General features: G+C 62.3%; 19 protein-coding genes. 9 read left to right on the forward strand and 10 right to left on the reverse strand.

The genetic code is table 11. The features are described from left to right. Positions 1 to 94: 94 nt before the first annotated feature. Both AB4136_RS05940 and AB4136_RS05945 read right to left on the reverse strand, forming a co-directional pair. Positions 95 to 2113, reverse strand: coding sequence for a hypothetical protein (locus AB4136_RS05940; protein WP_441930494.1), 2019 nt, complete (start codon positions 2111 to 2113; stop codon positions 95 to 97). A 294-nt stretch (positions 2114 to 2407) separates the two neighbouring features. Beyond that, a complete protein-coding gene (locus tag AB4136_RS05945; RefSeq protein WP_441930496.1) occupies positions 2408 to 2983 on the reverse strand; it encodes a hypothetical protein in 576 nt (191 codons plus the stop codon). Between the two features lie 1192 nt (positions 2984 to 4175). Between AB4136_RS05945 and AB4136_RS05950 the strand changes: the two genes are divergently transcribed. From AB4136_RS05950 to AB4136_RS05975, 6 genes are all read left to right on the forward strand, one after another. Beyond that, complete coding sequence (locus AB4136_RS05950) at positions 4176 to 4487, forward strand: hypothetical protein (RefSeq protein WP_441930498.1); 312 nt, start codon at positions 4176 to 4178, stop codon at positions 4485 to 4487. Between the two features lie 822 nt (positions 4488 to 5309). Further along, positions 5310 to 5645, forward strand: a complete 336-nt coding sequence (locus AB4136_RS05955) for a hypothetical protein (protein WP_441930500.1) — start codon at positions 5310 to 5312, stop codon at positions 5643 to 5645. Beyond that, positions 5645 to 6190 carry a hypothetical protein gene (locus AB4136_RS05960; protein ID WP_441930502.1) on the forward strand — a complete coding sequence of 182 codons (546 nt, stop codon included), beginning with the start codon at positions 5645 to 5647 and terminating at the stop codon, positions 6188 to 6190. Before AB4136_RS05955 ends, AB4136_RS05960 begins: the two co-directional genes overlap by 1 nt. 416 nt (positions 6191 to 6606) lie before the next feature. Then, the gene (locus AB4136_RS05965) at positions 6607 to 7743 is read left to right on the forward strand and encodes a hypothetical protein (RefSeq protein ID WP_441930504.1); all 1137 of its coding nucleotides are present in this window, start codon (positions 6607 to 6609) and stop codon (positions 7741 to 7743) included. Positions 7744 to 8076: 333 nt separating this feature from the next. Then, complete coding sequence (locus tag AB4136_RS05970; protein WP_441930506.1) at positions 8077 to 9033, forward strand: nucleotidyl transferase AbiEii/AbiGii toxin family protein; 957 nt, start codon at positions 8077 to 8079, stop codon at positions 9031 to 9033. A gap of 98 nt (positions 9034 to 9131) precedes the next feature. Then, positions 9132 to 9335, forward strand: coding sequence for a hypothetical protein (locus AB4136_RS05975; RefSeq protein ID WP_441930508.1), 204 nt, complete (start codon positions 9132 to 9134; stop codon positions 9333 to 9335). A 276-nt stretch (positions 9336 to 9611) separates the two neighbouring features. Here the strand turns inward: AB4136_RS05975 and AB4136_RS05980 are convergent, their stop codons facing one another. Continuing rightward, entirely contained in the window at positions 9612 to 10994 is a 1383-nt protein-coding gene (locus tag AB4136_RS05980) for a DNA cytosine methyltransferase (RefSeq protein WP_441930510.1), read from the reverse strand. Between the two features lie 410 nt (positions 10995 to 11404). Between AB4136_RS05980 and AB4136_RS05985 the strand changes: the two genes are divergently transcribed. Continuing rightward, entirely contained in the window at positions 11405 to 11812 is a 408-nt protein-coding gene (locus AB4136_RS05985) for a hypothetical protein (protein WP_441930512.1), read from the forward strand. Positions 11813 to 12028: 216 nt separating this feature from the next. On the opposite strand, the gene AB4136_RS05990 is transcribed toward AB4136_RS05985, so the two are convergent. The 7 genes from AB4136_RS05990 to AB4136_RS06020 are packed head-to-tail and all read right to left on the reverse strand — an operon-like array spanning position 12029 to position 21871. Beyond that, the gene (locus tag AB4136_RS05990; protein WP_441930945.1) at positions 12029 to 13156 is read right to left on the reverse strand and encodes an NnrS family protein; all 1128 of its coding nucleotides are present in this window, start codon (positions 13154 to 13156) and stop codon (positions 12029 to 12031) included. Positions 13157 to 13200: 44 nt separating this feature from the next. Beyond that, a complete protein-coding gene (locus AB4136_RS05995) occupies positions 13201 to 13920 on the reverse strand; it encodes a peptidylprolyl isomerase (protein ID WP_441930514.1) in 720 nt (239 codons plus the stop codon). After that, positions 13917 to 14636, reverse strand: coding sequence for a respiratory nitrate reductase subunit gamma (narI, locus tag AB4136_RS06000; RefSeq protein WP_441930516.1), 720 nt, complete (start codon positions 14634 to 14636; stop codon positions 13917 to 13919). The genes AB4136_RS05995 and narI overlap by 4 nt, the downstream gene beginning before the upstream one ends. 18 nt (positions 14637 to 14654) lie before the next feature. Beyond that, on the reverse strand, positions 14655 to 15275 hold the full coding sequence (gene narJ / locus AB4136_RS06005) for a nitrate reductase molybdenum cofactor assembly chaperone (RefSeq protein WP_441930518.1): 621 nt from the start codon (positions 15273 to 15275) through the stop codon (positions 14655 to 14657). Between the two features lie 9 nt (positions 15276 to 15284). Then, on the reverse strand, positions 15285 to 16817 hold the full coding sequence (gene narH, locus AB4136_RS06010; RefSeq protein WP_441930520.1) for a nitrate reductase subunit beta: 1533 nt from the start codon (positions 16815 to 16817) through the stop codon (positions 15285 to 15287). Beyond that, the gene (locus tag AB4136_RS06015) at positions 16814 to 20593 is read right to left on the reverse strand and encodes a nitrate reductase subunit alpha (RefSeq protein ID WP_441930522.1); all 3780 of its coding nucleotides are present in this window, start codon (positions 20591 to 20593) and stop codon (positions 16814 to 16816) included. Before AB4136_RS06015 ends, narH begins: the two co-directional genes overlap by 4 nt. Positions 20594 to 20617: 24 nt before the next feature. Then, complete coding sequence (locus tag AB4136_RS06020) at positions 20618 to 21871, reverse strand: MFS transporter (RefSeq protein WP_441930524.1); 1254 nt, start codon at positions 21869 to 21871, stop codon at positions 20618 to 20620. A 952-nt stretch (positions 21872 to 22823) separates the two neighbouring features. On the opposite strand from AB4136_RS06020, the gene AB4136_RS06025 reads away from it, so the two are divergent. After that, positions 22824 to 23093 (forward strand): hypothetical protein, encoded by a 270-nt coding sequence (locus tag AB4136_RS06025; RefSeq protein ID WP_441930526.1) that lies wholly within the window; start codon positions 22824 to 22826, stop codon positions 23091 to 23093. 563 nt (positions 23094 to 23656) lie between these two features. Then, positions 23657 to 24103 (forward strand): CBS domain-containing protein, encoded by a 447-nt coding sequence (locus tag AB4136_RS06030; RefSeq protein ID WP_441930528.1) that lies wholly within the window; start codon positions 23657 to 23659, stop codon positions 24101 to 24103. Positions 24104 to 24425: the final 322 nt, after the last annotated feature.

Raw genomic sequence — 24425 nt, forward strand, 5'->3', positions numbered from 1 at the left:
AAGAACTCGGTTCTTGGCGAGTGTCGGATCCCGATCGCGGCACAAGGTTTCGATCCTCGCGCCGGCGATCACCAGCCTCGCGCACCCACGTCTGTCACCATTGCTTCGCGACACTGCGGGCACGTGACAAAGGAGCATGGCCTATTCGCTGCGGCTCCGCGCGTGTCCGAGCCCCGGTTCCCTCGGCCGTCATGAACCACGGCACGGGACGGCCTTGCTTGATCTTCTCCCGGACGACTCCAGCCTTCGCCGCCGCGTAAGCTGATAGGCCAGTTTCGCCGGCGGCCTCGAAAGCCCGCAAGGTCTCGATCGGGACAGATATGATGGGACCTGGGACTGCAGGGGTTGGCCTCCCATACATGGGCAGAATAGACCTTGCCGTAGCTGTCACCAGCCTCACTTTAGCTCTGTCGTGGTCCCGCCCTGCAGGATTCGGCACACCGATCTCCGACTTGGTCTGATCAGTGCCATCCATGTCCCGCTCCATCTCATGGGCCGTGGGGGTAAGACCCCCCTTTTTATCTACACAGCGATTTGGACGTCGGGCCTCACAAGAACGCCAGTGCTTGCTGACGGTCTTGCGGTCCAGTCCGGATACCCGGGCGACCTCGGCTCGGGTGAAGGGGGTGCCGCTGGCCTCGACTGCGGCCATCGCCTTCATGACGGCTTCCCGGGCGGCGCATTGCTTGGCATCGGCGGAGACACGTCCGGCAACCGCCTGGGCTTGCTTGGTCTCCATGCCGTCGACGAGATGGCGATCCCTGCCACGGGTGCCATGGCCGTCGGCGGCATCCGCTTTCGCGGGGTCCCAGCGCCTTGCGGCAAAGCCGACGACTTGATTGAGTACGTAAGCGGCGTTCCTCGGTTCAACAATGCCGTCACCGAGCGTCAGGACGATGTCCATGGGCATTGCTTTGGCAAGCATGGCGCGCAGCTTGTTCCGGTCGCCGAGAGCGGCTTGGTATCCCTTGTCGCGCCGACCGTGCCATTCCCGAAGGATTCGCCAGGCTTCCTTCGCGGCCGCGGTGAAAAACACGTTGCTGGCTGTTTTCGACAGGCCGGACTGTTCTTCGGCGGCCATGCGGGAGAGCGTGTCGAGGCCGATGCGCATGCGCTTTCCCAGGACCTTCGCGAATTGCGACAGGGACGGGAATGTCTCGTCGTTGAAGTTCTCGCTCCGCCACCAGGGTGACAGCGGGTTCTTGCCGCGCACCAGCATAGCCTTGGCATTCGGATCGGCGCCGAGTGGCAAAAGGACGTTACACAGTCCGCGGTAGACGGACTCGAAGAGGCGCTTCGGCGCTGCCTTTCCCTTCAAGCCCATGTTCACGGCCGCGGGAAGGATGAACCACAGGTGCGGTCGGACGAGAAGGTCAACGGTGCTGTCTCGCCAGACACCGTCGGGACCACGGTCGGAGCGGCGCAAGGGGGCGATGTCGCCGGCGACCAGATGGGGCATGCAAGGCAGCTCTCCGGCATCGACAAACTCCCGCAAGAGGCACCGGAGTTCGTCGAACGAGGTGAAGCAGCGGTCGAGGTCAACACGGAGCAGGGAGACCATTTTCCGGTTCCCCTCGACCCACGCGTAGTCCAGGTTCAGGACCTTGCGGCCGCTCTGAACGGTTATGAACCCTTTTTCGTTCGCGGACCTCAGGAACCGCGCCTTGCGGCACGCGATCACGAACAGCTTTCCGGCCCTTCCGAGATGGTCCGAGCGAAGTCCTTTCTCGCGGAAGGGGGCGCGTACGCGTCCTCCGATCTCTGTCGGCTCCGGATTTTCGAACCCGTGTTTCATGCGGCGGCGCACCTGTTCCCGCTCGGCCCTTGCGGTCTTGGCGAGGCTCTTGCGCAGCCGGGACGTATCGTCGATCGCCTGAAGAGCGGCCTTTCGCTCATCTGAATCCTCGATGGCGTTCGCGGCGTCGATGGCGGCATCGATCTCGGAGCGAGCTCTGGCGGCGCGGGCAGGCGCATCCCGGCGTGCCTTCTTCCGCCGGCGTTGCCGGCGCGCCTGTTCGATGTGGTAGGCGGTCACGATCAGCTCAACGTCGCCGGAAGCGCGGTATGCCTCCGTCGATCCTGATGTCGTGCCGCGACCAATGATCCCATCCATGGGAACAGGCTGGGGCATCGATGCGAAGGGCACAACAGCCGGCCGAGACGCCCAAAAAGCCATCCTTCGAAAACCGAAGGGCTCGTTTCAGCGGCGCCTCACCCCGTCAACCATATTGATGTCGAATAAAATTTAGGCCACCGGCGAGGAATTCAGGTTCCACTGCCTGCGACCCGAAAATGGCGCGGGCGGTCCCCAAATGACATGCGTCTACTCCGGCCGCCAAGAACCTTGCGCGCACGAAAAGCTATGCCGAGCGCAAAAAAAAGCCCCGGCCGAAGCCGGGGCTGTTGCTCACCTGGGTCTCGCCGCCAGTCGCATTGCCGCGAGGCGTTCGATCTGCTCAGGCGTCGTAGTTGTCGTCCGTTTTGGGCGAAAGCGGACATTGTGGATTTTGAAGGACGCCTTCAGTGCATCAGCCGCCTCCTTGCCCATGCAGAAGTGCACTAGGTCGAGGTAGATGGCTGCATACTGCCAGCCATGGGCTGCGCCGCCGCGTAGCTCCAAGGTCCGACTGCCGTGTTGCGACATCGGCGCCCAGGAGTACCTGTAACTGCAGACGTTGGTGCGCTCGTGAACGATGTGCGCCCATTCATGCAGCACCACCCAGTCCTTGCGAGCCCATAGTGGAATCGCAATTTTGTAATCGCCGTAAGCCAAGGCACTGCGGCAGCCGCGTCCATCTGTGACCATGAGCTTCCAGTCGGTGACGTCAACCGCGTTGCCGTAGCGGCTCCGCAGCGTCTGTCGACTGGACTGCTGCTGAAGATACCGCTCCACGTCGGAAACGGTCGGCAGCGAGGATGCAAGTGTTTCAAGAGCACGCTCGGCCCGATAGAGCCGAGCGCGCTGTGTATCGCGAACTTTCATGTAAACTCCTACAGAAATGTCAAAGAACGTACGGATTTAGCCGTGATGCTATTATACAACACCGCAAATAATAATGCAACATATTTGTTTTATACGAAAATACATGGAGGACGGTACTTAGAAAGTTTTGACGTACGATAAGGGTATTATTTTGCCATAATCAGATGACCCTGCCTTGATCATTAAAACTCGTGTCGAAAACTATCTTTGACCTCTTTGAGATCAATGGCGGTATCTGCGAGAAAGGAGCCGGCCCGGCTTACGATGAAATTTCGATTCCGCCCTGTCGGGGGCTTGCGTGTAGTCGCCACCATGTCAGTCCAAGATTGCGGTCCGCTTCCAGGACGAAGGGACAATCAGACCGAGCCGGGCGTCAGCGTGTTGCGGTTTCGGCCGAGAAGCTGCCTCTTCAGGTTCAGGTGCTCGCCCAGAAGGCCTCTTGCCAAGCTGGCGACAGTGATGCCGAATGCTCGTCGAGATCGCGAAGGGACCTCGATCCCCAGCCAGCGAATCCATGATCCCTTCCGCCTTTCGCGAGCGCCGCGCCTGGCGTCCCCAATCTGAGCCCATGTGTTTGTTGTCGCTTGGATGAAGGCTCCACGATCCTCAACCAGGCCGTGCCCGGATCGCAGCCTTGCCAACCCAGTTGGGGCTCCCGCAGCGTGTGTCGCCTCGGTTCACCAAATGGTGGGCGGGGATAGCTGTCGCACGGATAGCCGTCTCCCATTGGCACGCACTCCGATCCTGTCCGCCACCACGTGACGGTATGGCGACGACACCGATCTCCGCAAAAGACCGTTCATCATTCCGGTGAACATAAGATCCCGCCTTGAGATGGGCGTCTGCAGGCACGAAGGCATGTTGTCGTGGTCTTTCGTGTGACCGGAGGCCTGCAAGCCGACTGGCACGTACCGCGTCGGCAAGGCAGCCTGACTTTCTGATAATTCGAGTCAATTCGCCCGTAAGTCAGCTCAATTTGAGTTTGACACTTTTAAGTGCAATTCCGCGTCCGATAACTGATCCGACTATCTCGTCTGGTTCTTCAGTGGAAGGCCCGGGACCTCGACACTGTCGCTGATCCCGCGGCCAAAGCTTCTCAATGCGCGTTGCGTGACGACAGGTTTGTCACTTTCAGGCGGTCAGCCAAATGTGTGTACCGTAGTGACGCGTTCGTAGTGACGGGAGGAATGGAATGGCGAGGGTGGGAAGGCCGGGCAACGAAGGCCAGCGGGAGCGGCAACGTCGGTACCGTGGAAGGTTGCGCGCTATCGGAAGGCCAGAGGCTTCGGCCGTTGATATCGCCGTAGCGGCGGCGGTCGCAAGCCACGCGGCACGGGCGGCCGAAGACCGCTCGATGGACGTCGCGGTTCTGAGGGTGCTTCTTCGGGATGCCGTCGAGAGGCTCGTGGCAGCCGGCCACGCCCCTGAAGAGGCTCGCCGCAAGGTTGTCCGCCGTATCGGGCGGTATTCCAATGCCATCCCGGGAGGGGAGCCCGGAGTGTAACTGAGATGTGCCATGGCGAGAGGCATTCTCCCCATTACTTAGTGCAACGGAATCGGAAAACACGGGAAATTCGTAGTGACGGTGGGAAGGGCAGCCATGGAACTTTCGATCTGGGATGACGCGGACGCTGTCGTCGACGAATTGAACACGCGGGACGAGCCACGCGTCGTCGCGTGGCACACATCAAGGCGACCCGCAGCGCGGCCGGCTGAGTCTCCTGGCCGAGAAGGCCTCCCTTGCGACCTTCGGCATGCCGCTACGGGAACTGGACCGCGACGCCGCGAAAACCTTGCCGCCCAGGCATAAGCTGGAGGCCGCGCTCGAGGCCGTACGCACCGTGGCCTGCTACGACCCCCGATGTCGCTGCTCTCGACAACAATCTCGGCTTCGTCCGCTCGGACGTTCCGCTCGGCTACACGCTCGCCTCGGCTCCTCTGTCGTCAGCCATTGACAGCCCCGGCATGGCTCTGCTGGTGTGGCGGATGGCGATGTGCTACCGCCGCCAGGTTCCGCCGCGGCTGAACTTCGCCATCGGCTTCACAGACCAAATCGATTTCTTCGACTGACGGCTTGAGGGGCTTGTTCCATGCCGCCCGCCAGCCAACCCTTGTTGCAGGGGAATGCAACGGAGGAGCGGGACGGCCCGCAGGAAGTCAAAAAAGCGCGTAGGTCTCGCGGTCGATCCCAGTACGCCTGAGACTCGCCTGCTGCAGCTGCCCCGCGAGAAACGGTCCCCAAAATAGGCCATCCGCTTGCGGTTTGTTTCATGCCGCCGACTGGTCAACGATCTCCGTGGGGGCGGCGACAATCCGGAGGGGGACCATGGTAAGATCGGTCGACGAAGAACCGCACGTTCGGCTCGAACGCTGGGGGATCATGCAAGACGGCCATGGCTACCGCCTGGTGGGCATTCACGCCGGAACGGGCGGCGGCCGCGTCACGAGCCCGCTGGTCGAATGGAATGGCCACGCGCAGACCGCAGTGACGGAAAGCGGCAGGCAATACCACCTCGTAGGCGATCCAGATCCAGTGGTCGCCGCCCAGATCATCGTGGCACATGCGGCCCGCTGGGGCATCTCCGGAGACCAGGTTGCGATGGCTGAGCCGAGGGAGCTCGAAGAATTCTTAGGCCCAAAGCCCGGCTGGAGGATGAACTGATGAAGCAGGAACGAATCCTTTCGAGATGGGGCTTAGTCATGATCGGCGAGCACGGCCCGATCCTCGCCGGCAGCGAAGGCGGCGGGGTCTACCGAACGTCTACACCGCTGGTCGAATTCGATGCCGAGGCCGGCACGGGCGTGACTGCTTCCGGGAGGCCCTATCGCCTCGTCGGTGCCGGCGATCCCGGCTACGCCCTGAGGACCGTCCACGCCTTGTGGAGCGTGAAAGACCAGGAAGTCCGGGTCGTCTCGCCTGACGAGGCCGTCGACCTCATAGCCGCGAAGGGCAACGCTCCCTTTCGGAGGACTCTGGAGGAGCAGGCCAAAATCGACGGCCTGAGGCTGAGGCACATCTCCCGAGAGTTCCGCATACAAATGCTGATCGCTGGCATCGACGAGTTGGAGGCGGCCCAGCGCTGCGGACTGAGCGAGGATCAGATTCGCGGACTCCTGGAAGTCGACTTGTCGCGGGTCGCGGTCGACGAAGCGGACATGGCTTTCGTCACACTGACGCAGCTGAATTCGAATCGGATGAGGATGTAGGGGTGTCACCTGGTGACGGGTTGCCTCGAAGCCCCCCTCGATGCCTTGCGCCTCGTCGACGCCGCCGACCCTGACCATGCCAGGCGGGCGAACGGACGGGGCTTCTCGAAGTCCGACGGCCGCTGGGGCATGGCCTCGCCGCGGCCTCGGCGTCGTCACTGAGAGACGGTCCGGCGGCGGTGGCCCTCCGGCTTGCAGCTCGCTATCGCCGTCAGAGGGCGGCGTGTAGCGGAGAGAGGTGGGCATCATCCGATGCGCCTCCGCGTTTGGTACGAGCAACGGCCCACCTCATTTTTCGGTGGCAGGCAGTAAGAATTGCGACGCGGAATTTTTCCGGAGGTTCGCTCTAGACTTATCTTTCTGGGTGCCAAATCATCTTCACATCGGCACGGTGCTGGATTGGGAGAAGAGGCGATTTGAGTTCAGTTGCACAGCTTGTAAAGATCGAAGTTCCGGCAGGCTTTCAGATCGAGGAGCTCCGTCGTGGTCGTGTAGCGATCAGTGTTCCGCGCGGCAACGAAGGTACGGTCGAGTGGCTGAAGGCCCACAATGCGAAATGGGACAGGGAACGCCGGGCATGGGCAGTTCCCGGCACGAAGCGCTCTGATGTGGCTTCCCATTTCGGCCGGATGGTCGAAAAGGAAGTGCAGGTCGCTGCCGCCGAAATGGCAGAGAAGGAGGCTGCAAAGGCGGCGATCACCGAGAAGGCCGCGATCTTCAAGCAGATTGACGGTCTCCGGATTGTTGGCTCGGCGATTGAGATGGCATTTCCCTACTGCGATGGGGCGGTAGCAGTCGCCCGTAAACTGCCTGGCGCAAAGTGGATTGGCGAGCGCAAGGTGTGGAGGTCGATGCCGACTTCGACGGCGGATGTCGATGCCATCATCGCCGGCTGCCGTCAGATCATCGACATGGTCGCGGTTGCGCGCGAGGAGCGCCGGGCCGTGCGTGAGTCCGAGGACAAGGCCAGGATGGCTGTTCGTGCTGAATTGGAGTCCCGACGCATGCTCGTCGCAGTCGGCCAGGTCAGAGTGGGCCAGACGATGGAGATCCGCGACCGCCTGGTCACGGTGACCGATCTTGGGAAGGCCTGGATGATGCGCAGCGAAGACGCATGCATGTATGGCATGATGCCCGAGGACAAGAGGGTCCAGTACGCGTACCACCGGCCGGCAACCGATAAGGAGGTGTCGGCTCATGAGGAGCGTCAGGCCGCCACGCGCATTCGCGCGGAGGAGTTGAAGGCAAGGAAAGAAGCGATTGCCGCGGCTAATCGCGAGATGGATGCCCGCGGACAGTATCTCGATACTTCCGCCATCGACCACGCGTCAATCAAAGCGGGTGAGATCGTGCTGGAGGAGGCGGCCCATCTGCGACCATATGGCGGTGGCACGACGTGGGTCGTCGCCGACCAAACGCTCTGGCGGCTTTGCGGAAATGGCGCCGACGGCGACGACTGGAGTCGAAGCAATCACGGGTCCACCATCGCGGTCTGCATGCCAGCCGAGGAGGGGATAGTTTCAGGTCTTCGCGGCATCGGGGCGGCGCAATAATGTCAGCCACCAAGGGAAAACGCGGGGGCCCATCGATCCGTCCGGAGACTGCCGAGGGCCGCCGGCGACGATGGCGCGAGGAGGCGCAGGCCAGCGGCCTCCTGGTCGAGCAGATAGCGTACGTCGTTGGTGAACCCGATCGCCGCTGTGTGGTCGTACAATTCCGAGGCTAACGTCGTGCCGCACTTGTCGGCAATCAACGCGTTGTCCCGGCGCAATCAGGCCTTCGCGGAATCAAAGGTCATCAGGCTGGGCCTCTTCGACGATTGCTGACGCATCCTCGTTGTTCCTTGCGAGCTTGGCGCAGACCTTTTCCTCGAGAGGAAGAGGATCATGAACGAACGCCACGAGGGAATGCCTGATTGGCAAAGCCACGGCCGGGATGTGTCCGCTCACATCCACGAAATTTCCAACAACCACGGGCTGGACAGCCGAATGGCAATGGCTCGGTACGTGTGTGAAACCATTCTTTCCACGCTCCAGGACGTATCAGAGTCGGACTTCATGGTGGGGGGCGGCCTGCTGCACCCGCAGTCCCGGCGGCAAACCGACAATGGTGACATCCTGTATTTTACGCCCCGTACTGCCGCGGACATCTCGGACGACATCGATGCCGCCGAAGCTCACATTCGACAACATGGGATTCGGTGGTTGCCTGGCGAGATCGGTTCGCTTCGGACGGACGGCAAAGATGCGAGCTTCCGAATTCCGGTCAAGGCGAAGGTTGGCCCGACAAGCGTCGACACGCACCTGAACATCGGCTTCGCAACACTCCCGCATGGCGCTGTCCGTCGCGAGTTCAGGTCGATTTTTGGCGCACCTTCGTTCACCGCCTGGGCGCAACCCTGGGAGGCCGAGGCTGCCGAAAAGCTCGCGGCGATCCTCACCGCAGACATGGCAAACAGGAACATGAGAGATTATGCCGACCTGTTGGTGCTGAGCGGAAAAGACCTCGACCTCCGGGAAGTCGCAAGAGCCGTCTACAGGACTATGCGCGAACGCAAAGCGGACACGGCGCTCCTATTGGGAGTTCCTCACGCCTTCAGCTTCAAATTCGCCGGCGCGCAGACCTTGGCGTGGTGCTCTCTCGCGGCCGTGGATCGCCACCTGCCGGCTAACTTCACCGAAGTCGTCTACCGCCTACGGGGTTGGTACCTCGACCTACAGAACTGTCTGGTCGACCTCGCGTCCGCCGATGCGCTCGAGCCACGTAATCATCTAGTCGCCCCTGCCTCGGAGCCGGACAGCATCGTCTACGATTTTGCAGCCTATCGCCGAATGCGCGCGTGAGAAACCCACCGATTTCGAAACTCCACGAGCGATAAGCGTGTTCCTTGCGGGACGGCAGCGGACCTTTGAGGGGAGCCGCAGGATGACGGGAGGGTAAGATGATCGATATCCTTGAACTGAGGACCCGCGTTGAGCGGGCCGGCCGCGCGATAGACGGCGTGAAGGTACTACTGGCTCAGGAAGCGCCCGCCCCACATAGAAAATGCGAAAAAGCCGTTCTTCATGAGAAGCTGACTCAAGCTGAAATCCGACACGCGGAACTGGAATATGCTCTGGCAGACGCTGGAGCACCACGGCCTTGACCGCCGACCCCACCTGGCAGGAACCGGAGGTCCCCCTCCAGCGCTGGGCCTTCGTCCGCCATCCGATCGGTACGATCCACGTCGCAGGGCTTCGTGATGGAATAGGTCGGCTTTCACGAATGCGCATGTCGACAAACATCGTGGCGTTTGACCGACACGCGTCGACGGCGGAGACCGCCAGCGGCCGTCTCTACCATCTCGTCGAAGGTGGCTACTCCCCTGCCGTGGGCAGCCTCCTGGCAAGCTTCTTTTTCGGCCGCGCCATTGCTAACCAGGTCACGCATCTATCTCCAGAGGAGCTTGAGCTTGCCCTAGCCGGGACACCTTCCGCCTTCCGACATTAGCCCGTGTTTCGCTTTTGTCCGCCGGCACCTTCTCCTGCCACTCCCTGAGCTGCCGCACGGCCCGTCGGATGTCCGATCTCTTCGCTTTCGCCATGCCTTCCCGTTCGAAAGCTGTTTCGAGCGCATGGGATTCCGCACCCGGGCACCGAAGATCCCGGCCGCCAAGCAGCTCGCGGGCTCGCTTCACCCGCCATTTCGTGTTCGCGACCATTTGAGGAGTCATCTTCTTCTCTTTGGAGAGCCACTGCCCAAAATTGCCGGGTATCCCCGGCTGGCTCTCTCCGCGCGTCCTCCGCAGGATTTCCCTGCCGAGAGCTGCGGCCATCGGTGCTGGCACCGCGTTCGCGATCATCTGATCGATGTCCCTGCTCAAGCAGCCGCTCCAATCCCAGTCGGGAGGAAATCCTTGGATCCTTGCGGTGTCCGATTGCGTAAGAATGTACGCAGACGCTGCGGGTGTCGGATCGTTCGGATGAGGGCTTTCCAAATAGTTTGAACGCGGCCTCTCTCGCGAAGTCCGAACGATAGAAGGGGCTGGCTCATCCAACGAATAGACACCCCGCGCGTCATGGAACGGCCGGAAATAGAGACCGCTAGCCTGATGGTAGTTGGAGTCGTTTGGATGAGGCTCGTAGCTCGCTGGCTGTGGCCTCCTGGCGTTCCGGATCGTGGGACTCGGCTCGTCGACCGACCACACGCCCCGTCGCGCGGCGGAGCGAGGATGGCTGTAGAAATGATCGCCCATCAGATCGCCGAACAGCGCTCTGAGCGGCATCGGCTCGGGCGATGCGGCTTGCTGGATTGAACCGAGGAGGAAACCGTGGCGCTCCCCCCGACGTCCGACCACGATGAGGCGCTGCCGCTTTTGCGGGACGCCGTAGTGGGCGGCGTTCATCACAAGCTGTGTGAGCCCGTATCCCGCGTTGACGAGCATTTGCCGGGCTTCTGCCCACGCAGCCGAATTCTGGGCCCGCCGCACGTTTTCCATCAGGAACCATTCGGGAGCGGCCGCACAGACATAGACTGCGAATATTTTGGTATGATTGGCGCGTTCACCCTCGACCCTGGCACCTGCCGAGGAGAAATCCTGGCATGGCGGTCCCCCGACGATCAGGTCCGGGCGCAATTTCGAGATTTCCGGCGCGATCGAAGCAACGTCGCCGAGATCTGCGAGTACTGCGTGATAACCGATATTGCGGTTATAGACATCGACGGCACATTGCATGTGATCGTAGGCTCTGACCACGTCAAATCCAACTCGCCGCAGCCCCAGGGACATGCCGCCTGCCCCTGCGTAAAGTTCTACTGCTTTCATGGGCGGGCCTCGGTGCAAGGCCGACCCGTCCTGACTTGTAGTCGAACTGCCTCCGTCGAGATCGACGGCATTTTCATACTTCAAAATGGCACCCCGTGCAGTTACGCCCGTCTTGGCGTCCGAGGGTTAAAAGGAAGTAACTTTGCGGCACTCAGGAAGCGTACGCAGGGGAAGCTGTTCGATCCCGACTTCGTGAACCTCACACCGCGGGTCATCGGCCTCTATGTCTGCCTCCACGCTAGGCTCGATAGGGGGCCGATCGCGTGGACGGGTCCGCACCCGACCACCATCCGCGGTTGGGGAGGACTTAGTGAGTATGTCAGCCTGCGAGCGGCAGAGGCTAACCAACCGGGAAGACCTAGAAGGCTCGCTCCAGGAAGACCGACGAAATCGTCGACCGCATCGAGGACATGCATGGCCGCGCGAAGACGCGGGAGACGATCGCCAAAGGCAGACAGGCGAACCAGCAGCTCGACATCGTGTGCGAGGCGCTTCGAAAGCATCCGGAGATCGATGTCGATGCGCTTCGGGAGGGACGGTACACTCGGCGGAAGGTCGATGGGCCAGAGGCGCAATCCGCGATGAGCGCGGACGACAGTACGGTGATCCGCGGGCTTGTTGCTCGCTTGCACGACGAGAACGAGCTCGATGACTTTGACCTTGTCTACCGCAATGACCGCGTCAAGAGCGACAGTTCAGGGTTGGACCTGATCAAGCCGAAGGAGATGAAGCTTTTGGAGAGGCTGGCGGGACTGCAAGCGGGCGCTGGGCAAGAAGAGCCGCGGCACGATGAGCACCTCATGACGGCTGAGTTGTGAACGAAACCGAATGTGGGCGCCCCCGCTGACCGAACAGGCCATCGCTCCCTGATGGCGGATGTCAATCTTTTGACAGCCCGTCTATCGGGCGCAGCTGTGTACGGCAAAATCCGGTGGGTTGCTTCGACTCGGCTCCCGCCTTCGTTGGCACCCCGTACGAAGGCCATGAGAACCGCCGGAACGCGCGGCCGCATCGCTCTGCCCTGTCCCCGAGGGTCAAACCGGCTTGGATCGAGCGCGCTCGGCGCTCAGAAGCGGGAAGGGCGCCGGATGCCCTAGGGCGGCGAGGTGCGCCGACAGAAACAGAAGCCATGCTGCCGACCAAACGATGCCTGCCGTGGTCATTAGCGCATCATGATGGGGCGTGGCCGCTTCGGCCAGACAGCGCGCGGCCGTTGCAGCGAGGATCAGCCACAGCGCGATCCAGTGGCGCGTCAGCGGCATCAGGCCTTTGTCATGGGTCCGGCGCATCGAAACTCTGGCCGCCACCGCCATGATCATCGAACCCATTGCGCCCATTGTCAGCAGATGCGCCTGGACCAGCGGCGGAAGCATCCCCACGCGCGCGGCGGCGATGCCGAGAAGCCCGGCCGCGAGGGCCGCATAAGCCATGCACAGCATCCGGCTTGCCGGCCATGCCCCCACCCCGGCCCAAGCCCTGCGGAGCACCCACAGGGCAGCGATCGTCAGGGCCGATGTTCCGATCGCTCCGCTTGAGAAGATCCCCAGTCCCATCATGGCAAGGCCGGGCCAGGTGCGTGCCGCAGGCCGTTGCGGCAAGCCACGGCGCCGCCGCTCTTCGATCAGGAACGCCGCTGTCATCCGGTCGCCCACCGCTAGGATCACCGCGCCCATCGCCAAGGGAAGCGCCGCAGCAGGCATCTGCTGCCGGACCAAGGCCCCTTCGGCCATCACCAAGCCGAGCGGCACGAGGGCCAGCGGCGCCTTGTCCCATCGCCTTGCCCGCAGAACGGGCAGCAGGATCGCCAGGGCGATGACCAGCAAGGGCAGGGATGCCAGCCAGACCGACTCCGGCTCGGCCAGCGCCAGCGTTCGCGCGCCCAAAGCCAAGGCAGCCAGTCCCAGCGTCGGCAGAGGAGGCTCCGCCCCGGTCCATGCGCGCTGCGCGGTCAGAAGATAGCCGGAGACCGCCATGCCGCCAAAACCGAATATCCCCAGCCGGACATGCGCCTGTCCGGCATCTTCGAGCGGCAGTACCCACAGCCATGGCAGGATGACCGCGACAATGGCCGCGAGGGCGAAGAATGCGCCGGCCGGATGAAAGATCAGCGGACTGCGCGTCATCCCGTCCGCTCTCCGCGCTTCAACCATGCCGACAGGCATCTTCGTCAAGATCGTCGATTCCTGCCTGACAGGGAGGGGCGAACTCACTGGACCAGCGGCGACGCACTCGCTTCGAGATGGATGCCCTCGATCTCAGCCTGTCCGGCCAGAACGCTTACATACTGGCGCAGCGCCCTTTCCTCAACCCGTGACCGAAGCCGCGCCGCGATCCGCTCCTGGACGGCGTCGAACGGAAGCTTTCGGCCGGGGATGCGCTGGTCCACGGCCACGATGTGGAAGCCGTAACGCGTCCTGACGAGGTCGCGGAGGATTCCAGAGGCTCCGAACTTGAAGAGAGCTTTTTCGAATTCCGGCACCATGTCGCCGCGTCCGACCTGCCCCAGATTGCCGCCTTGCTCTCGGGAGGGGCAGTTGGAAAGGTCCGCCGCAAGCGCCGCGAAGCGGTCCGGCGCGGCCAGCAATTCGTTCAGCGCCTGTTCGGCACGCGCCCGAACTTGCGGCACGTTCACCTGGGGTGTCACCTGGAACAGAATGTGCCGCGCATGGACGAGGTCGCCGCTCTCGAACTCGGCCGGATTCTGTTCGTAATAGCGGCGGCACTCGGCTTCGGTCGGCTTTGGCGTCGCCACTTCCTTTTCGATCAGCGCCTCGATCGCCGCCTCGACCGCTTTCCCATCCTCGGTCGCCGGCCCGAGCAGGCCGACCGCAACCGCCCGCTGCCTCAGAAGTTCGTGCGCGGCGGCGAACTCGGCCGAATGGTCGGCTTCGACCGCCACCGCAATGCCGTTGACCGAAAGGATCATGAACGGGTCGGCTCCTGAGCGCGTGTCTTGGGCGTGCGCGCGATCTGGTAGGGACGGAACAGGTAGGCGAGCGCGCCGGCTCCGCTCCAGATATGGATCATGCGCGTGAAGGGCGAGACCAGGAACAGCGTGAAACCAAGGAGCACGTGCAGCTTGTAGGTGAGCGGCACGTCGACCATGAGCGCGGCGGCACCGCCGTCCAGCGTGACGATGCCTTTCACGTAGCCCGTCAGCGTCTCGAACAGGCCCCCGTCCATATGGAAGGCTGACAGCGGCACCGTGAGCAGCCCGAGAGCAAGCTGCAGCCAGAGCATGAAGGTGATGGCAATGTCCCATTTGCGGCTGTTCAGCCGAATGCGAGGGTCGGCAAGCCGTCGGTGGATCAGGATCGTCAGCCCGACGATGGCGACCAAGCCCGCAATGCCGCCCACCACCATGGCGAGAAGCTGGTGCGCCACCGGACTGAGCGCCCAGTCGACGGCCCAGTGTGGGGCGAGAAAGCCAGCGAAATGACCGAGGATGACGGTGATGACGCCGTAGTGGAAGAGGTTGGAGCCAAGCCTGAGCTCGCGCTGGCGCAGCATCTGCGAGGAATCGCTCTTCCACGTATAGGGCTCGCGGTCGAAGCGGATGAGGCTGCCGATCAGGAGCACAACGAGACAGATATAGGGATAGACGCCGAAGAGCAGCGTGTTGACGTAGGAATTGGCGAGCATGAAGAACCTCCTTCGTTCTCAAATCGTGGAGCCCCCGGGCGGGGCAGTATCGGCGAAGGCCGGGCGTTCGGCCCAGTCGCTGTCAAGCGTTTCGGTCTGCTCGCGGACCGGCTTCACCTTGGCCGCGTCGACCGGCTTCTCGCCGGCGATGACCAGCAGCGCCTGGATCACGGCGGCATATCGGCTTTGCCGGGCGAGCAACGAACGGCAGATAGAAGCGAGGATGGCCGCGCAGTCGGCCAGCAGTTCGCGCGCTTCCGCCATGTCGCGCAGGCTCAGATACTCCAGCACGACCGGCAGATAGTCGGGCAGTTCGGAGGCTGTGAGCTCGAAGCCGGCGGCGGCATAGAGCGCCTTCAACTCGACCATGGCGGCACCCCGGTCGCGGCCATCGCCGTGCAGGTGCTCGAACAGGTGCAGGGAGAGAGCACGGCCGCGGTCGAACAGGTCGACATAGCTCTCCTCCGCAGCGAGCAGGCTGCCTTGTCCGATCTCTTCGATCAGGGCGAGCAGGCCATCCCGCTCGCGCGCGGCCACGATCGACGAGGCGCGCACGACCCCGGAGATTTCGGGGAGCGCCTGGCGCATCTCTTCGTTCGGATAGGACAAGAGTGCGCTGAAGGCCTTGAAGATCAACATGGGATCATCTCACGTATCGAGCGGCCGCACGGGATTCAGCTTGCGGCGGCCCATCTTGCCGCCGAAAAGCGTCGAATGCGGCGGCCCGAAATCGCAGCCATTGCCGAAGGTGAAGCCGCAGGAGCCCTTCAGCCCGTATGCGTCCTCGGCGTCCTCACGGTGGCTGGTCGGTATGACGAAGCGGTCCTCGTAGTTGGCGATGGCGAGGTAGCGGTGCATGTCCTCGACCTGCGCCACGCTGAGCCCGGTCTGCGCCAGCACCGCGGCTCCATCGCCATCGCCGAGCTGGCGCTGGCGGAAATAGATGCGCATGGCCAGCATCCGCTCCAGCGCCGCGACGACCGGCGCTTCGGCTCCGGCGGTGAGAAGGTTGGCAAGATAGCGCACAGGAATGCGCAACGAGCGCACGTCGGGGATCTCGCCCACCGTCTCGATCGCCCCGGCATTGGCATGCGACTGTATGGGAGAAAGCGGCGGCACGTACCATACCATCGGCAAGGTGCGGTATTCGGGATGCAACGGGAAGGCGATCTTCCAGTCCACCGCCATCTTATAGGCGGGCGAGCGCTTCGCCGCCTCGATCCAGTTGTCGGCGATGCCGTCCAGGCGGGCCTGTTCCACGACGGCGGGATCGTTCGGATCGAGGAACAGCTTGAGTTGGGCCTCGTAGAGGTCCTGTTCATCCTCAACGGAAGCCGCGCGCTCGATGCCATCGGCATCGTAGAGAAGCACGCCGAGATAGCGGATGCGCCCGACGCACGTTTCCGAGCAGACGGTCGGCTGCCCGGCCTCGATGCGCGGATAGCAGAAGATGCACTTCTCCGCCTTTCCCGAGGTCCAGTTGTAGTAGATCTTCTTGTAGGGACAGCCTGACACGCACATGCGCCAGCCGCGGCACTTGTCCTGGTCGATCAGGACGATGCCGTCCTCCTCGCGCTTGTAGATCGAGCCGGAGGGACAGGAGGCGACGCAGCTCGGGTTGAGGCAGTGTTCGCACAGCCTCGGCAGATACATCATGAAGGTGTTTTCGAACTGTCCGTAGATGTCCTTCTGCACCGCCTCGAAATTGTAGTCCTGCGAGCGCTTGTCGAACTCGCCGCCGAGGATCTCCTCCCAGTTCGGCCCCCATTCTATCTTCTCCATCGGTCGCCCGGTGATCAGCGACAATGGCCGGGCGACCGGCGCGGTCGGTAGTTCGGGCGCCTTCTGCAGATGTTCGTAGTCGAAGGTGAAAGGTTCGTAGTAGTCGTCGATCTCCGGCATGTTCGGATTGGCGAAGATTTTCGCCAGAATGGCGAGCCTACCGCCCTGCTTCGGCACGATCTTCCCGTTCTTCTTCCGCTTCCAGCCGCCGTTCCAGCGTTCCTGGTTCTCCCAATCCTTGGGATAGCCGATGCCGGGCTTGGTCTCGACATTGTTGAACCAGGCGTATTCCATGCCCTGGCGCGAGGTCCACACCTGTTTGCAGGTGACGGAGCAGGTATGGCAGCCGATGCATTTGTCGAGGTTCAGCACCATCGCGATCTGTGCACGGATCTTCATGACGCGGTCTCCTCGGCAACCGGATCGACGGGATTGGAATGGTCGAGCCATTCGACCTTGACGAGCTTGCGCACGACCACGAACTCGTCGCGGTTGGAGCCGACGGTGCCGTAGTAGTTGAAGCCGTAGGAAAGCTGCGCGTAGCCGCCGACCATGTGGGTCGGCTTCAGCATCGTGCGCGTGACCGAATTGTGGATGCCGCCGCGCTGGCCAGTGATCTGGGAACCCGGCACGTTCACGATCTTCTCCTGCGCATGGTACATCATGCACATGCCTTCCTGCACGCGCTGGCTGACCACCGCGCGCGCGGCGATCGCGCCATTCAGGTTGAACAGCTCGATCCAGTCGTTGTCAACGATGCCGGCCTTCTTGGCGTCCGTCTCCGAAAGCCACACGATCGGCCCGCCGCGCGACAGCGTCAGCATGATCAGGTTGTCGGTGTAGGTGGAGTGAATGCCCCATTTCTGGTGCGGGGTGATGAAGTTTAGCACGATCTCCGTTTCGCCGTTCGCCTTCTTGCCCAGCATGGCGGCAGCGGTGCGGGTGTCGATCGGCGGGCGGTAGACGGCGAAGCCCTCGCCGAAATCGCGGAACCAGCGATGGTCCTGATAGAATTGCTGACGGCCGCTGATGGTGCGCCACGGGATCAGCTCGTTCACGTTCGTGTAGCCGGCCGTGTAGGAGACATGCTCGCTCTCGATCCCGGACCAGGTCGGCGAAGAGATGATCTTGCGCGGCTGCGCCTGGATGTCGCGGAAGCGGATCTTCTCGTCCTCGCGCGTTTCCGCAAGATGCGTGTGGTCGCGACCGGTGATCTTGCCCAACGCCTCCCAGGCTTTCACCGCAACTTCGCCGTTCGTCTCCGGCGCGAGATACATGACGGTCTCTGCGGCATCGATATCGGTGTCGATTCTCGGTCGCCCGTCGGTCGGCCCGCCGTCGTTCACGCGATGGTTCAGCGCTCCGAGCCCCTTCACCTCGGTCTCCGTGTTCCACGAAATGCCCTTGCCGCCGTTGCCGAGCTTGTCAGCCAGCGGCCCAAGCGCGGTGAAGCGGCGGTATGTGTTCAGGTAGTCGCGCTCTACCACGGCGACCTGCGGCGCGGTGACGCCGGGCACCAGTTCGCATTCGCCCTTCTTCCAGTCCTGCACCTCGAAAGGCTGGGCAAGCTCGGCCGGCGTGTCGTGCTGGATCGGAGTGAGCACCACGTCGCGCTCGATGCCAAGATGGCCCTCGGCCAGTTCGGAAAAACGCTTGGCGATCGCCTTGTAAGTCTCCCAGTCGCTTTTTGCCTCCCACACCGGATCCACCGCGGCGGAGAGCGGGTGGATGAACGGGTGCATGTCGGAGGTGTTGAGGTCGTTCTTCTCGTACCAAGTGGCGGTCGGCAGAACGACATCGGAATAGAGGCAGCTTGTCGACATGCGGAAGTCGAGCGTCACCACGAGGTCGAGCTTGCCTTCCGGCGCGGCATCGCGCCACTTGACCTCTGTTGGCTTCTCACGGCCTTCCTCGCCGAGGTCCTTGCCCTGCAACCCATGCCGTGTGCCGAGGAAATGGCGCAGGAAATATTCATGTCCTTTGCCCGACGAGCCGAACAGGTTCGAGCGCCAGATGAACAGGTTGCGCGGGAAGTTGACCGGATTGTCGGGGTCCTCGCAGGCCATGGCGATCTTGCCGGATTTCAGGCCCGCGACGACATGGTCCTTCACCTCTACGCCTGCCTTTTCCGCCTCCGTCGCGAGCGTCAGCGGGTTGACGTCGAGCTGCGGCGCCGAAGGCAGCCAGCCCATGCGCTCGGCCTTGACGTTGAGATCGATCATGCTGCCTCGATAGGGCGCGGGATCGGCGAGCGGCGACAGCAACTCGGCAACGTCGAGCTTCTCGTAGCGCCACTGGTCGGAATGCGCGTAGAAAAAGGAGGTGCCGTTCATGTGGCGCGGCGGCCTCACCCAGTCGAGCGCGAAGGCGAGCATGGTCCAGCCGGTCTGCGGCCTGAGCTTCTCCTGCCCGACATAATGCGCCCAACCCCCGCCGGACACGCCGACGGTGCCGCACATCATCAGCATGTTGATGATCGAGCGGTAGCCCATGTCCTGGTGGTACCAGTGGTTCATGCCCGCCCCGATGATAACCATGGAGCGGCCCTTCGTCTTCTCCGCGTTTCCGGCGAAGCCGCGCGCAACGTCAATGGCGTGCCCGGCCGCCACTCCGGTGATCTTCTCCTGCCAGGCCGGGGTGTAGGGCACGTTGTCGTCGAAGCTTTTGGCGCAATCGCCGCCCAGTCCCCGGTCAATCCCGTAGTTGGCGCTGAGCAGGTCAAAGACGGTCGTGACATAAGTCTCACCATCCGCAAGCTTGACGCGCCGCACGGGCACGTTGCGGACGAGGACATCGCTGCCCTGGTCGTTTCCGGGAAAATGCGGATGCGGCGTGCCGCCGAAATAGGGGAAGGCGACCGGCAGCACGTCGTCGCGCCGATCGATCAAGCTCAGGCCCAGCCGCACCTCCGCGCCCGTCTCGCCATCCTTCTCCTCGAGATTCCAGCGACCCTTTTCTTCGCCGTCCGCCGGCCAGCGATAGCCTATCGACCCCTGCGGAACGACGAGATCGTCGCTTCCTTCCGCGAACGCCACCGTCTTCCACGCGGCGCGGTCGGATTTCGGTGTCCTGCGGCGCGTTTTCGGGCCGTTGACAACGTCGCTCTGGCGCACATAGCGGTCCGGCACGAAGCGATCGCCATCCTTCCTCAGCCGCACCAGCATCGGCATATCGGTATAGCGACGGCAATAGTCTTCGAAGTACGGTGTCTTGCGATCGAGGAAGAACTCCTTGAGGATGACATGGCCCATCGCCATGGCGAGCGCCGCGTCCGTGCCTTGCTTGGGGTGAAGCCAGAGGTCGGAGAGCTTCGCCACCTCGGAATAGTCGGGTGTAACCGCCACGACCTTGGTGCCGTTGTAGCGAGCCTCGACGAAGAAATGCGCGTCGGGCGTGCGCGTCTGCGGCACGTTCGAGCCCCAGGCGATGATATAGGCGGAATTGTACCAGTCGGCCGATTCCGGCACATCGGTCTGCTCGCCCCAAGTCTGTGGGCTCGACGGCGGCAGATCGCAATACCAGTCATAGAAAGAGAGAAGCGTGCCGCCGATGAGGCTCAGATAGCGCGCCCCGGAGGCATAGGAGACCATGGACATGGCCGGGATCGGCGAGAAGCCGACGACGCGGTCTGGCCCCCACGTCTTGATCGTGTGGACATTAGCGGCGGCAATGATCTCGGCCGCTTCCGTCCAAGTCGAGCGCACGAAACCGCCACGCCCGCGCATCGCCTTGTAGGACTTTGCGATCTTGCTATCGCCGACGATCGAGGCCCAGGCCTCGACGGGACCGAGCGTCTTGCGCGCCTCGCGCCAGGCGCTCACGAGGCGGCCGCGCACCATCGGATATTTGATGCGGCTCGCGCTGTAGAGATACCAACTGTAGGAGGCGCCGCGCGAGCAACCGCGCGGCTCGTGGTTCGGCATGCCCGGGCGCGTACGCGGATAGTCGGTCTGCTGCGTCTCCCAGGTGACCACCCCGCTCTTGACGTAGATCTTCCATGAGCAGGAGCCGGTGCAGTTCACGCCGTGGGTGGAGCGCACGATCTTGTCGTGCTGCCAGCGCTGCCGATAGCCCTCTTCCCACATCCGGTCTTCGTCACGCAATTCGCCATGGCCATCCGCGAAGGATTCACGACGTCGGCTGAGGTAGGTGAGACGTTCCAGGAAGTGGCTCATATAGCTGTTCCTAATGCTGGAGTGTCAGGTTTGCGCAACGGCTGGTTGAGCAGCGTCTTCGCCCATGACCGGGGCACGCCGCACTTCGGTCAGATAGATCAGGATCAGCGATACCCAGACGATCCCATAGAGCAGCATGAAGCAGCTTGAATTGACGCCAAGCAGGTCGAGGATGGCGCCGAACATGATCGGAAGCAGGAAGCCCCCGAGGCCGCCCGCCATGCCAACGATGCCCGACACTGCGCCTATCGAGTCAGGAAAATCGTCGCCGATGTATTTGAAGGTCGAGGCCATGCCGCAGGCGAAAGCGATGCCGAGCCCGAACAGCAGCGGCGTGAACAGCCAAGGCACAAGCCAGATGGCAAAGGTTACAGGCCCCTTGACGGTGTATACGATCAGCTGCGTTCTCGGATAGGACAGCAAAAACAGGCATATCCAGGCAAGCCAGAGAACCCACCAGGTGACGGCATGGGCTCCGAAGCGATCGGATAGCCAGCCGCCCAGCGCCCGGAATGCCCCGCCTGGCAGTGAGAAACTGGCGGCGAGCAGCGAGGCTTGGGCGATGGAGAAGCCGTACTCGCTCCGGAAATACTGAGGCATCCACACCGAGAGCGCCGTGAAGCCTCCGAACACGATCGAATAATATTGGCAATATTTCCAGACCCGCGGATCGCGCAGCACCGCCAGCTGTTGCCGCGCGGACGAGGCGCCCTTGCCAGCGCCGGGATCGGGTGCCGAGAAGACCCAGAAGACCGCTGCGGTGGCAAGGAGGCAGATGGCATAGACTTTGGGCACCGCCTGCCACCCGTAGTTATCGACCAAGACGGGTGCCACGAACATGTTGAGCGCCGCGCCGATGGTGCCGGCACCGAAAAATCCCATAGCGAAGCCGCGGCGTTCCCTCGGGAAAAAACGCGCCACATAGGGCGTGCCTACGGAAAAGGACGCGCCGACGAGACCAAGCGCAAGGCCGAGCAAGAGAAGCTGCCAAAGCGCAGTTGCATAGGAGGACAGCCAAAGCGGAACAGCGCACCCGACCAGAAGAAGCAGCATGATCAGCCGCCCGCCGAAGCGGTCGGTCCAGATGCCGAGCGGCAGGCGGAAGAGAGCGCCGGTCAGAACCGGTGTCGCCGTCAGAAGGCCAAATTGCGTGGCATCGAGCCCGAGTTCCTCGCGGATCGGGATTCCGGTCACGCCGAACATCATCCAGACGGCGAAGCAGACCGTGAACGCCCAGGTACTGACGAGCAATACGGCGAGGCTTCGTGTTTCCGGCATGGGCTAATGCCCGATCCCGGTCTTGTCTCGGACGGTCCGGTCGATAGCCGAATCCCAACAAGACATCGCGACGCTCAGCACCCGCGACCAGTGATCGAAGAGCCGCTCCATGGCCACGACCGAGCGATGGCCGTGCGTCGTCGGCTCGAACGGGAAGGATGCGGGCCCGGCAATGCTGGTTGCAGGTGGAAGAGGGCGGCTACGCGCATCCTGAAAGGTGTCGCGGGCACAATTGGGGAATTTTAGTGGAGTGAGGTGCCAGACGATCGCGCCGAGGCTGGAGACTCCCCGGAGTCTAGCCGTCAAGGACGGAAATCCAGCGACCAGAAACGGCACAATCGCATATCGGAGCAAGGCGGCCTCCCTAACGCGATAATTTTTCTCCACGCCTATCGGACATATTGATAACGAGTGAAGGACGAAACGCAACCCGACGATTTGGATTTCGTCGAACGAAGACGAGCAGGGGCGTGTGGAAGTTATTTCAACCGCGTTTGCGGAACCTTTCTATTCTTCCTAACGGGAGAAGCAGGCTCTTCGGGCAATCACGGTTTGATGCCTGAACGAACAGCTCTGAAGTAGACGACTGCTTAGGAGCATCGATTCGCTCCAGGTCGCGACAGCTGCGCGGAGGCGGTCCGAGGTTCCGAAACGGGGCCAGCGGGGCTATTCCAGGTGCCGCTACCCGATTGTACGGCGTGGGTCCATTTGCCCAGAGCGGAGCCGTGGCAAGGGAAAGGCCGCCAGATCATTCGCCCTCGCCGGTTTTGCCGCTCGGGCTATGATGTGGCTTGGCGAGCTCCGGCCTGGAGGGGCGATAAAGTCACATTATGCCTTGGATTTTTGCCTGACACCGATCATCTTGGCCCCGTAAGCCCAGGTTCCAGTCGCACAGGGCTTCATTCTCGAAATGGCAACCAAGGCCACGAACTCGACTGGACGCGGAGACACCATGCTCGGAGATCTGATCGCTGCGCTGGAGCAGCCGGAGGTGGTTGCCGATGTCCTGTCGACCCTCCAACCGGAGCTCGCCGCAAAACTCGCCGAACGCGCAACGAATGCCTCGATGTCCGTGGGTGATTTCTCGGCAGGTGCCGTGCGGGCCTTTCTCGACGAGGCTGACGATGATCTCTGGTTCCAGCTTCTGACCCTAATGCGGAAATCGGAGGATCCTGGGCTTGTGGCTGTGCAGACGATCTTGCGTTGGGTCGTGGCGGCATAGCCCGTTTTGCCATTTTGAAATCATCGCCAAGACGTAACGAGCCCAGTGGCATACGTGGCTGTCGTCATTTGATCTCCGGGAAACTCCCGGTTCCTTGCAATTCCGGTAATAAGATATATGTAATATGTATCTTTACGGGCAATTAGGAGAATGGCGATGTCGTATGATCGCAAGACTCTATCGAAAGATGGGCGGCCCGAGCCGCCGACACTACGGTTATCCCGTAGCGATGCTGAAATCGAGTGGGATGAGGTGGCGCAGGCATCGTGGGAATCTTTCCCCGCCAGCGATCCCCCTGCATGGATCGGGTGTGGCACAGCCGCCGCTCCATTGAAAGCGCTCTGATTTGCGGGCGGATTTGGTGCAAGTCAGGATCGGGACGGTCGTGGGAACGTTATGATCGACTTTGGGCACATCGTACGGGCGGATAGCCTCTGGGCCATTTGACCTGTGATCGCGATCCGAGCGGCTGTCATCTGTTCTACGCTGACCCATGCCGGATGTCGCGAATGCCTTGCGCAGTGCAGTCCGTCGAGCCGCGATGCCAACTTGAGGGCGATAACATGATACGGATCGACAACTTGCTGGAGAAGGTTCGCGATCGCCTGCTTCTCATCGGCGACGACCGGCAGCTTACGGAAGCCGCATCGCTCCTTTCCGACGATACTAGGCATATGGTCGTCGTATGCGACAGCGCTGGCGCGATGGCCGGTGTCATCACCCGAACGGATATCGTGCGCCAGATACGCCATTGCCAGGGATGCGCGTGCACGACGGCCTGCACGGCCGTCATGACCAGGAATGTGGTCTCATGCGAGGCGGGCGACTGGCTGCACGAGGTTTGGTCGACCATGAAGGAAAGAGGACTGCACAGTGTCCCGGTCGTGGACGCGGAGCGCAAGCCGATCGGTTTGCTGTTCGCCAGGGATGCGTTGGAGATGCTCTTGTCAGAAGTCGAATATGAGGAAGAGCTTCTCAGGGACTACGTTATGTGCGTCGGCTACCGCTAGGCGGCAGCAGTTTCAGTCGAAAGGTTAGGCGGCGGATACCACGGCCAGCGACTGGAGACGATGGTTTCCGAGCTCTGGGCGCGAGCCTGCTGTTCGGAGGAGCCGCACCGGAGGCAGCGGAGCGAAATAACCGGAACTCCAGTTAGGCTTTCGACATGATTTTCGCTCGCGGTGGCAGGTTGGTCCAGGTCGTGAATCACGCTCGGCGCCGCAGGGCACGGAAGATTGCCATTGGCCATCTTTGATCGTCACCCAGTGCTCTGCTCACCGTTCTCCGCATCGGCGCGACATCATGCCTCGATTGCCTCTAGATTAAACATGC

Origin of the sequence: Mesorhizobium sp. 2RAF21, assembly GCF_052115345.1 — a bacterium.
GTDB lineage: Bacteria > Pseudomonadota > Alphaproteobacteria > Rhizobiales > Rhizobiaceae > Mesorhizobium > Mesorhizobium terrae.

What these genes read in the sequence shown, in the direction of transcription:
- AB4136_RS05995 (WP_441930514.1), bottom strand. Translation starts at nt 13,920, where the DNA reads ATGATCCTTTCGGTCAACGGCATTGCGGTGGCGGTCGAAGCCGACCAT.
- AB4136_RS05970 (WP_441930506.1), top strand. Translation starts at nt 8,077, where the DNA reads ATGAACGAACGCCACGAGGGAATGCCTGATTGGCAAAGCCACGGCCGG.
- AB4136_RS05975 (WP_441930508.1), top strand. Translation starts at nt 9,132, where the DNA reads ATGATCGATATCCTTGAACTGAGGACCCGCGTTGAGCGGGCCGGCCGC.
- narI (WP_441930516.1), bottom strand. Translation starts at nt 14,636, where the DNA reads ATGCTCGCCAATTCCTACGTCAACACGCTGCTCTTCGGCGTCTATCCC.
- AB4136_RS05940 (WP_441930494.1), bottom strand. Translation starts at nt 2,113, where the DNA reads ATGGATGGGATCATTGGTCGCGGCACGACATCAGGATCGACGGAGGCA.
- AB4136_RS06020 (WP_441930524.1), bottom strand. Translation starts at nt 21,871, where the DNA reads ATGCCGGAAACACGAAGCCTCGCCGTATTGCTCGTCAGTACCTGGGCG.
- AB4136_RS05980 (WP_441930510.1), bottom strand. Translation starts at nt 10,994, where the DNA reads ATGAAAGCAGTAGAACTTTACGCAGGGGCAGGCGGCATGTCCCTGGGG.
- AB4136_RS06030 (WP_441930528.1), top strand. Translation starts at nt 23,657, where the DNA reads ATGATACGGATCGACAACTTGCTGGAGAAGGTTCGCGATCGCCTGCTT.
- AB4136_RS05945 (WP_441930496.1), bottom strand. Translation starts at nt 2,983, where the DNA reads ATGAAAGTTCGCGATACACAGCGCGCTCGGCTCTATCGGGCCGAGCGT.
- AB4136_RS05955 (WP_441930500.1), top strand. Translation starts at nt 5,310, where the DNA reads ATGGTAAGATCGGTCGACGAAGAACCGCACGTTCGGCTCGAACGCTGG.
- narH (WP_441930520.1), bottom strand. Translation starts at nt 16,817, where the DNA reads ATGAAGATCCGTGCACAGATCGCGATGGTGCTGAACCTCGACAAATGC.
- AB4136_RS05960 (WP_441930502.1), top strand. Translation starts at nt 5,645, where the DNA reads ATGAAGCAGGAACGAATCCTTTCGAGATGGGGCTTAGTCATGATCGGC.
- AB4136_RS05990 (WP_441930945.1), bottom strand. Translation starts at nt 13,156, where the DNA reads ATGCCTGTCGGCATGGTTGAAGCGCGGAGAGCGGACGGGATGACGCGC.
- AB4136_RS06015 (WP_441930522.1), bottom strand. Translation starts at nt 20,593, where the DNA reads ATGAGCCACTTCCTGGAACGTCTCACCTACCTCAGCCGACGTCGTGAA.
- narJ (WP_441930518.1), bottom strand. Translation starts at nt 15,275, where the DNA reads ATGTTGATCTTCAAGGCCTTCAGCGCACTCTTGTCCTATCCGAACGAA.
- AB4136_RS05950 (WP_441930498.1), top strand. Translation starts at nt 4,176, where the DNA reads ATGGCGAGGGTGGGAAGGCCGGGCAACGAAGGCCAGCGGGAGCGGCAA.
- AB4136_RS06025 (WP_441930526.1), top strand. Translation starts at nt 22,824, where the DNA reads ATGCTCGGAGATCTGATCGCTGCGCTGGAGCAGCCGGAGGTGGTTGCC.
- AB4136_RS05985 (WP_441930512.1), top strand. Translation starts at nt 11,405, where the DNA reads ATGCATGGCCGCGCGAAGACGCGGGAGACGATCGCCAAAGGCAGACAG.